Annotated in this window: 1 pseudogene; it reads right to left on the reverse strand. The window is 67.9% G+C overall.

The features are described 5' to 3' along the window. A pseudogene (locus ACP7AZ_RS17825) lies at positions 1–524 on the reverse strand (helix-turn-helix domain-containing protein); the annotation flags it as partial. Between the last annotated feature and the right edge of the window lie 39 nt (positions 525–563).

Below are 563 nucleotides of genomic sequence, written 5' to 3' on the forward strand. Positions count from 1 at the left end.
GCTGCACCTCAGCCTCTGGCCGCGCGGCGCACGCCCGTGGCGGCGGGCCATCTTGGTGGAGGCTCCGGTTTCGTCGATGAAGACCAGCCGTTCCGGATCGAGATCGAGCTGGTTCTCGAACCAGGCTCGCCGTTGCATCAGGACGTCGGGACGGCTCTGCTCGTCCGCGTGCGCCGACTTTTTTTGAGCGTGATCCGGCGGCGCACGAAGAACCGCCACAGGCTCGACAGGCTGGTCGCCACGCCCTGCTCCGCCAGCGCCGCCCGAAGCTCCGCAAGCGTGATGTCCGTCTGCCGATCCAGCAGACCCAGAATCAGGCCGGCGTGGCTCTCGATGCGACCGGATCGACGGTCCCCGCCCAGCGGTCCAGGTCGTACATCGCCCTGCGTCCGCATCCGTGACCGCCAGCGGATCGCGCTGGCCGCGCTGACCCCGAACCGCGCCGCCGCCTGACGGCACGACATCCCGTCCTCAATCGCGGCGATCACACGATCCCGCAGATCCACCGAAAGCGCCTTGCTCATTCATGCTGGCCTCCGCCTCCAGCAGGAATGTTGAATCAG

This window comes from Brevundimonas sp. DC300-4, from assembly GCF_049897365.1.
Taxonomy (GTDB): domain Bacteria; phylum Pseudomonadota; class Alphaproteobacteria; order Caulobacterales; family Caulobacteraceae; genus Brevundimonas.